The 8,083-nt window shown below is 64.5% G+C and carries 8 protein-coding genes; 6 read left to right on the top strand and 2 right to left on the bottom strand.

Translation table 11 applies throughout. The features are described from left to right. Positions 1-84 precede the first annotated feature (84 nt). Positions 85-993 (top strand): LysR family transcriptional regulator, encoded by a 909-nt coding sequence (locus RPE78_RS17825; protein WP_330629442.1) that lies wholly within the window; start codon positions 85-87, stop codon positions 991-993. Here RPE78_RS17825 and RPE78_RS17820 read toward each other — a convergent pair whose 3' ends face one another. Beyond that, complete coding sequence (locus tag RPE78_RS17820) at positions 994-1,749, bottom strand: IclR family transcriptional regulator (protein WP_330629441.1); 756 nt, start codon at positions 1,747-1,749, stop codon at positions 994-996. A gap of 131 nt (positions 1,750-1,880) precedes the next feature. On the opposite strand from RPE78_RS17820, the gene RPE78_RS17815 reads away from it, so the two are divergent. The 5 genes from RPE78_RS17815 to RPE78_RS17795 all read left to right on the top strand — a co-directional run bounded on the left by RPE78_RS17815 (position 1,881) and on the right by RPE78_RS17795 (position 7,194). After that, positions 1,881-2,018, top strand: a complete 138-nt coding sequence (locus RPE78_RS17815) for a hypothetical protein (protein WP_330629440.1) — start codon at positions 1,881-1,883, stop codon at positions 2,016-2,018. 119 nt (positions 2,019-2,137) lie between these two features. Continuing rightward, entirely contained in the window at positions 2,138-3,298 is a 1,161-nt protein-coding gene (locus RPE78_RS17810; protein ID WP_330629439.1) for an iron-containing alcohol dehydrogenase, read from the top strand. A gap of 94 nt (positions 3,299-3,392) precedes the next feature. Continuing rightward, positions 3,393-4,187 carry an N-acyl homoserine lactonase AttM gene (gene attM / locus RPE78_RS17805; RefSeq protein ID WP_330629438.1) on the top strand — a complete coding sequence of 265 codons (795 nt, stop codon included), beginning with the start codon at positions 3,393-3,395 and terminating at the stop codon, positions 4,185-4,187. A gap of 107 nt (positions 4,188-4,294) precedes the next feature. Continuing rightward, positions 4,295-6,343 carry a 4Fe-4S binding protein gene (locus RPE78_RS17800; protein ID WP_330629437.1) on the top strand — a complete coding sequence of 683 codons (2,049 nt, stop codon included), beginning with the start codon at positions 4,295-4,297 and terminating at the stop codon, positions 6,341-6,343. Continuing rightward, complete coding sequence (locus RPE78_RS17795) at positions 6,340-7,194, top strand: FAD:protein FMN transferase (protein WP_330629436.1); 855 nt, start codon at positions 6,340-6,342, stop codon at positions 7,192-7,194. Before RPE78_RS17800 ends, RPE78_RS17795 begins: the two co-directional genes overlap by 4 nt. Here the strand turns inward: RPE78_RS17795 and RPE78_RS17790 are convergent. Next, positions 7,191-8,063, bottom strand: coding sequence for a transporter substrate-binding domain-containing protein (locus RPE78_RS17790; protein WP_339109943.1), 873 nt, complete (start codon positions 8,061-8,063; stop codon positions 7,191-7,193). The genes RPE78_RS17795 and RPE78_RS17790 overlap by 4 nt on opposite strands. Between the last annotated feature and the right edge of the window lie 20 nt (positions 8,064-8,083).

The following is an 8,083-nucleotide window of genomic DNA, read 5'->3' as shown; positions in this document are numbered from 1 at the left end:
GGAAGATCTCCTTTGTTGTGGCTCAAGACATGGCGCGCATTTGTCTGTTTGAAAATACAGGCCAGTCCGAATAGGCTGATCGGTATGGCGAACAATCTTGATGACCTCGGTGTATTTGTGGCGGTGGTGAAGGCCAAAGGATTCCGGCGGGCCGCGCGCCAGCTTGGTCTGTCCCCCGCCACTGTCAGCGAGACGATCTCGCGGCTGGAGGCGCGTCTGGAGCTGCGTCTGCTGACCCGCACCACCCGCGCGGTCACGCCCACCGAAGCGGGCGAGGCGCTGGCCCGCCGTGTCGCACCGCTTCTGGCCGAGATGGAAGACAGCCTGCATGCGGCCCGCAGCCAGAGCGGTGCGCTGCATGGCCGTTTGGTGCTGAATGTGCCGGGGGCGGTGATGGTGGATATCCTGCCGCCCTTGGTCGAGGCGTTCTGTGCCCTGTATCCGCAGGTCGAGATCGAGATCATGGTGGATGACCGCATGGTTGATGCGGTGGCCGCAGGATGTGATGCCGGTATCCGCTATGGCGAGGCCTTGGCGCAGGACATGATCGCGGTGCCCATCGGGCCGCGTCGGCAGCAAGCGGCGCTGGCAGCGGCACCGGCCTATCTGGCGCGGGAAGGGTGTCCGGCCCATCCGCGTGACCTTCTGCACCATGCCTGCCTGCGGGCGCGGTTCAGCAGTGGCGCGCTGGTGCCCTGGACCTTCGAGAAGGAGGGCGAAGAGATCCGCCTTGATCCGAAGGCGCGGCTGATCATCGGCACGGGCGGGTCGGCGGCCCTGATCGGCCATGCGGTTGCAGGGTTGGGAGTATGCCTGACCTTCCGCAACTGGCTGGAGCCGCATTTCAAGGCGGGGCATCTGGTACCGGTCCTGCCCGATTGGTGGGAGGAATTCGAAGGCCCGTATCTGTATTTCTACGGGCGCCGCCCGCCTGCCGCGCTGCGCGCCTTTGTGGATTTCCTGCGGGCGCAGCCGCAGGTGGCCGGCCCCTGATCAGGGCGCTCCCAGCAGATGCGAGATCTGGTCGGCGGCCCCCTTGAGCGCCATGCCCAGCGTGGAAATCTGCGCTGCCTTCGCCTCGGGGCGCGTGACCGAAAGCGCCAGTGCCGCCTTCACGTGCCGGCTATGATCGCAGATCGCCGCGCCAAGGCAGATCATCCCCTCGCGCACCTCACCATCATCCACGGAATAGCCACGGGCCTCCTGCGCCGGAAACACCGCCCTGAGGGCCGCCAGATCACGGACGCTGAGACGGGTCAGGGGCGGGGGAAAGGTTCCGGCGAAGGTTGTGGCAAGCTCGGCTTCGGGCAGCGCGGCCAGCAGGATCTTTCCGGTTGCGGTGAAGGGGGCAGGCAGGCGCATCCCCACCTGAAAGGTCACCCCGAGGGGCTGATGGGCCTGCGAGCAGGCGATATAGACGACATTGGCACCATCGAGAATGGTCATGGTCATCGTATAGCCCGCCAGGATCCCCTGCTGGGCCTGAGGACTGTTGAAATAGCGGTGGAATGCCGAGGCCAGATCGGATTTGGCCACGAAGTCGCGGCTCCATGCCAGCGGGCGCGCACCGGTCTGGATGCGCCCCAGCCGGTCGCGATAGATCAGGCCAAGCTCTTCCATTGCGCTCAACAAACCGTGAAGTGTGCTTTTGGGGATCTTTAGGTCCTGCGCCAGACGTGCTGCGGAAACTTCTCCGCAAGCCTCTGATATATAGTCCAGAACGGCGACTGCGCGGCGTAGGGCGGGCACGCTTGCTCCGCCTCTGGTTGTGAATGTTAGCGGTAAGGATGGCGGATTTTCTGTTGACGACACGCCAGACTCCTTCGCACAGTTAATATATGGAATTTGGTTCAATATATTGAACTACAGGAGGCGGCGCAATGATCAAACTGAACGATCCGCAGCTTCTGCGTCAGGACTGCCGAACTGGCGGGGCTTCGGGTGATCACCGGCCGTGGTCCATCCGGCCGTGGTCCATCCGCGTGGCCACCCGTTCAAGCGAGGTCGTGCGGGGCTGAGGGGGCAGACCATCCAAGCGGGGACGGGCAGGGGCCTGTGAGGGCATCGAAGGATATCTTGGGTTGACATATGTGTGCTTGGCCACCGGCCGGGCAGGTTTAATGGGGAGGATAGCATTATGACACTTACACCCTTCAGTTTCTCGACGGTGGGCGACATCCATCTGGAATGGGGCGGTGCGACGAAACTGGGCGAGCTGCTTGGCAGCCGGTTTCCGGCGCGTAATCTCCTGCTGATCACGGATCGCGGGCTCGTCAATGCAGGGCTGATCAGCCCGATCCGTGAGGCGCTCGAGGCCGCAGGCTTCCGTGTGACGCTGTTTGACGAGGTGGTGGCCGACCCGCCCGAGGCGATCGTGCGCGGCTGCACCGAGGCCGCACGGGCCGAAGGGGTGGATATCGTGCTGGGGCTGGGCGGTGGCTCGTCGCTGGATATCGCGAAGCTGGTGGCGGTGATGATCGGCTCGGATCAGGATCTGTCGCAGATGTATGGTATCGGCAATGTCACAGGCAGCCGCCTGCCGCTGGCGCTTGTGCCCACCACCGCAGGCACCGGATCCGAGGTCACCAATATCTCGATCATCACCACCGGCGAGACCACCAAGATGGGCGTCGTCTCGCGCCAGCTCTATGCCGATTTCGTGCTGCTGGATGCCGAACTGACCGTGGGTCTGCCGCAGATCCATACCGCGGCCACGGGGATCGATGCGATGGTCCATGCGATCGAGGCCTATACCTCGAAGTTCAAGAAGAACCCGCTGTCGGATGCGCTGGCACGCGAGGCGCTGCGTCTTCTGGGCGGCAATCTGATTGCGGCCTGTCAGGACGGCACCAACCGCGAGGCGCGCGAGAACATGCTGCTGGGCGCGATGCTGGCAGGGCAGGCCTTCGCCAATTCGCCGGTGGCGGCGGTCCATGCGCTGGCCTATCCGCTGGGCGGGCATTACCACCTGCCGCACGGGCTGACCAATGCGCTGATGCTGGGGCCGGTCCTGCGCTATAACGCCAAGGTCGCCGCGCCGCTTTATGCCGAGCTGGCCGATGTGCTGGGTGTCGAGGGCACGGGTGATGCCGCCACCCGCTCGCAGGCCTTCGTGGACCATATGCTGAAGCTCATGGATGACAGCGGGGCGCCGCGCCGCCTGCGCGATGTGAAGGTCACCGATAACAGCCTTGCCATGCTGGCAAGTGACGCAATGAAACAGCAGCGCCTTCTGGTGAACAACCCTGTCGAAGTGACAGAGGAAGTCGCTCTCGAACTCTATCGCGAAGCGTACTGAGTGCTTGTTGCAGGCGGGACCTTTCCCGCCTGCCGCAGGAAAGCCCCCGCTTGCGGGGGAGGGTAACGGCCATTTCTATCAAGGGGGTCTTAGAATGACCGATGATATTCGTCTTTACATGTTCCAGAGCGGGTCTCTGAAATGCAAGGTCCATAACATCAAGATGAACGAGGGCGCGGGGGCGGATTATGCCATTCCGGTGCCGTTCTTCCTGATCACCCATCCCAAGGGGCATACGATCATTGATGGCGGGAATGCGGTGGAATGTGCCACCGATCCGCGCGGTCACTGGGGCGGGATCTGTGATGTCTACTGGCCCGAGATGACAGCGCAAGAGGGCTGCGTTGCCCAGCTGGAAAAGATCGGTGTGAAGCCCGAGGATGTGAAATACGTCCTGCAGTCGCATCTGCATCTCGACCATACCGGTGCCATTGGTCGCTTCCCCAATGCCACCCATATCGTGCAGCGGTCCGAGTATGAATATGCCTATACGCCGGACTGGTTCGCGGCGGGCGGCTACATCCGCAAGGACTTCGACAAGCCCGGGCTTGATTGGCAGTTCCTCGAAGGCACGGCGGATGACCATTACGACATCTATGGCGATGGCGTTCTGAAGACCGTCTTCACGCCGGGCCATGCACCGGGGCACATGTCCTTCCTTGTGACCCTGCCGCATTCGGGGCCGATGCTGCTGACCGTCGATGCCGCCTATACGACCGACCACTGGGAAGAGCGCTCGTTGCCGGGTTTCCTTGCCTCGACGGTGGATGCCGTGCGTTCGGTCAAGAAGCTGCGGGTGCTGGCCGAGAAGACCGGCGCGACCGTGGTTACGGGGCATGACCCCGATGCATGGGCTAACTTCAAACAGGCCCCCGAGTTCTACGGCTGAAGCTCGCCCCGCCCCTGCGGCCTATGTCTCGGGGGCGGGGGGATTTAGGGCGCTAACACCACCAAAGTCCTATATCCAATGGCTCTGAGCAGGGTCACAGTTTGCCTATGTGGCGTGCTCTGATCCTTCTCTTCTTTCTGGCGGGGCCGCTTTATGCGGCACCGTTGACCCGTGCGGATCTGGCCCCGATGGTCCTTGCGCCCTACGAACTGGGCGAGGCGGTCAATGATCGCGGCGTCTGGTCCTTGCGGAATTCCGGCGGCGGCGAGGCCGGATATGTTTTCGAGACCGCACCGCTTGCGCCTTTGCCGGGATTCTCCGGCGCACCGATCAATATGCTGGTGATGCTCGACCTTGAAGGGCGGTTTCTGAATGTCCGGCTGATCGCGCAGAACGAGCCGATCTTTGTCTCGGGCCTTGGCGAGGCCCCGTTTCGTGCCTTTCTTGAACAGTATCGCGGTCACTCGATCAACGAGCCGCTGGTTGTCGGCACGCCCTATGGCGCGGGGGGCGCGGCCTCCGATAATGTCTATCTGGACGGGGTGACCAAAGCCACGGCCTCGGTCCGGATCGCGCATGAATCCATCCTTGCCGCCACGTTGGCGGTGGCACGTGAAAAGATGCAAGGCGTGGGGGCAGGGCCTGCGCCCGAACCCGATCTGGCGCATGACGAGCCGCTGGAGTGGCGCAGCCTGATGGAGCAGGGGCTCGTCGGGCGGCTGCGCGTGGCGGAACCGGCGCTGGATGCGGCCTTCAAGGGGACGAAATGGGCCGATGATGGCGGCGATCTGGACCCAGCGCGCCCCTATATCGACCTCTATGTTATCGACCTTGGTCCGCCCGCGCTGGCGCGTGCGGTGCTGGCACAGGACAGTCTGGACGAGATCGCCGATGTGCGCGCCCGCGCCCCCGACGACGAGTTGTATCTGCTGATCGAGGCCGGACAGCACGGGCTGGTCTCGCCCGATTTCGTGCGCAATACCGCGCCCGACCGGATGACGGCCACGCAAGACGGGCTGCCCTTGGCGTTACGTGATGCCGATATCCTGCCCGAACTGGCCGAGGATCTGCCCGCCTCTTTGCAGGACGCGACAAAAATGGTGCTGCGTCTGGACCGCCGTCTGGGCTTTGACCCGACCCGCCCGTGGGAGCTGAACCTGCAGGCCATCCGTCTGCACGGGATGCTGATGCCCGAGGCGGGGTCGGTGCATTTTCCGCTGGGCCTGCAGACGCCCGAACGGTTCTTCCTGCGTCCCTCCCCGCCCGAACGGCTGAGCCCCTTTGCCGAGGCCCTGCGCAACCGCGCCCCCGATCTGTGGCTGCTGGCCGGATTTCTGGCGCTGCTGATGGCGGCGCTTCTGGCACAGTCGCGCCTTGCGGGGCTGCGGGCCTATACGCCCGTGCGTCTGGCGATACTGGCATTTGTGGTCGGGTTCGTGGGGTTCTGGGGGCAGGGGCAGCTCTCGATCGTGACGGTCATGGCGGTGGCGCGCGGGCTGGTGGCGGGCGGGCTTGAGGTGCTGCTCTATGATCCGTTCGGGCTGCTGGTCTGGGCGGCAGCAGGGGCGGGCTTCGTGCTCTGGGGGCGGGGGTTTTTCTGTGGCTGGCTTTGCCCCTTTGGTGCCTTGCAGGAATTTGCGCACCATCTGGGCCGCCTGTTGCATCTGCCCCGCATAGAGCCGCCCCCCAGCCTTGCCCGCGCCCTTCTCTGGAGTGGCCCTGTCGCCCTTGCGGGGCTGCTTGCCACGGCTTTCGTGGCCCCCCAGCATGCCGAGACCATAGCCGAGATCGAACCGTTCAAGACGGCGATCACCATGCATTTCGCGCGTCCTTGGCCCTATGCGCTTTGGGCTGCGGGGTGGCTTCTGGTGTCGATGGTCTGGTTCAAAGGCTTCTGCCGTTCGCTCTGCCCTCTGGGGGCCATGATGCGGATCGGCGGGTTTTTGCGCCTGCGGCAATGGATCCCGCGCAGGCCCGAATGCGGCAGCCCCTGTCAGCTTTGCCGCGTGCGCTGTGCCTATGGTGCGATCAGCCCGCAAGGCAAGATCCGCTATTCGGAATGTTTCCAATGTCTTGACTGCGTCAAAATCCATGACGACCCGACGCTCTGTGTGCCACTGGTGCTAGAGGCGAAACGCGCAAGGAGGCCTTCATGAAGCGGCGGCGGTTTCTTCGGATTGTGGCGGGAATGGCGCTTTGCGGCGGGGCCGTGCAGGCGCAGACATGGCAGGGGCGGGCCTTCGGGGCGGATCTGCAGATCACGGCGGCAGGCGCTCTGCCTCTGGCCCGCATCCGCGAGGAGATTGCGCAGATCGAGGCGGTGTTTTCGCTTTTTCGTCCGAGCGAGCTGCAAGAGCTGAACCAGCGCGGCAGGGTCGCGGGATCGGCGCGGCTGCGCACCGTCCTTCATGCCGCCCGACAGGTGCATGCACAGACGCAGGGCGCCTTTGACCCCAGTATCCAGCCGCTCTGGCGCGCATTGGCCGAGGGGGGCGACCCTGTGGCGGCCCGCGCGCTGATCGGCTTTGACCGGCTACGGATGGGCGCGCATGTGCGCCTTGGCCCTGCACAGGCGCTGACATTGAACGGCATCGTGCAGGGCTATGCCGCCGACCGCGTGGCCGAGCTGTGCGCGCAGGCCGGTCTGGGCCGGTGTCTGGTGGATATGGGGGAATTCCGCGCCTTGGGCGGGCCGTTCCATATCGGGCTGGAAGATCCGCAGGCCGGACGTCTCGGACAGCGCAGCCTGAGCCGTGGCGCAATCGCGACCTCGTCGCCTGCGGCGCTCTGGCTGGCGGGGGGCAGTCATATCCTTGGTCCGGCGGGGCAGAAACCACATTGGTCGACGGTCAGTGTGGAAGGCCCGAGCGCGATGATCTGCGATGCGGCCTCGACGGCCTTCGTGCTGATGGACCGTCACGCGATATCGCGCGCGGCCAAGGGGCTTGGCCTGCGCGCGGTCTCTCTGGTGGATATGGACGGGAACCTTGAGACGTTTAGGGTCTAGCGTTCTGGCGGGCGGAAATCGGCCCCGTAAGATTTGAAGATGGTCGCGATCCGCCCATCCTCCAGCCCCGCCGCAATCGCATCATCCACCGCATAGGCCAGCGGGCGGTGCTGCATCGACAGCGCGGCCCCCAAGGTCCAGCTATTGCGCGCAAGGCCCAGAAGCGGCGGTTCGTGCACGGCCTCGTCGGGTTGCAAAGCGGCGTCTATCTCGGCGCGCGGTCCCATGACGGCCATCACCTCGCCCGCCTCGAGCCCCCTCATCGCGGCTTGGGTCGAGGGGTAGCGGTGCACCTTATCCGCTGTGGCCCCATGCGCCACCGAGGTCAGGAAAAAGTCGGAGATCGAGTCGTTTTCCACCCCCACCGGATCATAGCGGAAGACCGGCGGCGTCGGGCCTTTGTCGGGGTAATCGGCGGGCTTATAGGCGATCGCCAGACGGTCCACGGCATATTGACCCGTGAAGACCACCTGATCGAAGCGGCAGGCATAAGCGACATCATAGGGCGCATGCAGCATCAGGTCCGAGACATGGCCACCCACAACCGCCCCGCGATAGACATAGTTCAGCAGATCCGCATCCAGCGTCTCGCCGGGGGTCACCATGCGGATGCGCGCTGTCACGCCCAGTTCCTGCGCGATCAGCTGCGCGATCTCCACATCGATTCCCTGCGGCTTGCCGCCGTCTTCCCAAGACCACGGCGCGAAATCCTCGTACATCGCGACCTCGATCCAGCCATCCTCCCGAATCCGGTCCAGATCGCGCCCGATATCGCGGGCGAAGGTGTTTTGCAGCTTCTGTTCGGGGGCGACGCCCTCGCAGGCCGCATATGACGCCAGCGGCCATGCCGCCAGCGCCAAGGCGATCATCAGGCTCCGCCCCCGCATCG

This window comes from Thioclava litoralis (assembly GCF_045278885.1).
In the GTDB taxonomy this organism is placed as follows: Bacteria; Pseudomonadota; Alphaproteobacteria; order Rhodobacterales; family Rhodobacteraceae; genus Thioclava; species Thioclava litoralis.
The sequence above is the reverse complement of the archived record's forward strand: the minus strand, read 5'-3'. Positions and strand labels throughout refer to the sequence as shown.

Bases quoted from the DNA above. Each gene is read 5' to 3' on its own strand.
- RPE78_RS17825 (WP_330629442.1), top strand. From the start codon at position 85: ATGGCGAACAATCTTGATGACCTCGGTGTATTTGTGGCGGTGGTGAAG.
- RPE78_RS17815 (WP_330629440.1), top strand. From the start codon at position 1,881: ATGATCAAACTGAACGATCCGCAGCTTCTGCGTCAGGACTGCCGAACT.
- RPE78_RS17810 (WP_330629439.1), top strand. From the start codon at position 2,138: ATGACACTTACACCCTTCAGTTTCTCGACGGTGGGCGACATCCATCTG.
- attM (WP_330629438.1), top strand. From the start codon at position 3,393: ATGACCGATGATATTCGTCTTTACATGTTCCAGAGCGGGTCTCTGAAA.
- RPE78_RS17800 (WP_330629437.1), top strand. From the start codon at position 4,295: ATGTGGCGTGCTCTGATCCTTCTCTTCTTTCTGGCGGGGCCGCTTTAT.
- RPE78_RS17795 (WP_330629436.1), top strand. From the start codon at position 6,340: ATGAAGCGGCGGCGGTTTCTTCGGATTGTGGCGGGAATGGCGCTTTGC.
- RPE78_RS17790 (WP_339109943.1), bottom strand. From the start codon at position 8,063: ATGATCGCCTTGGCGCTGGCGGCATGGCCGCTGGCGTCATATGCGGCC.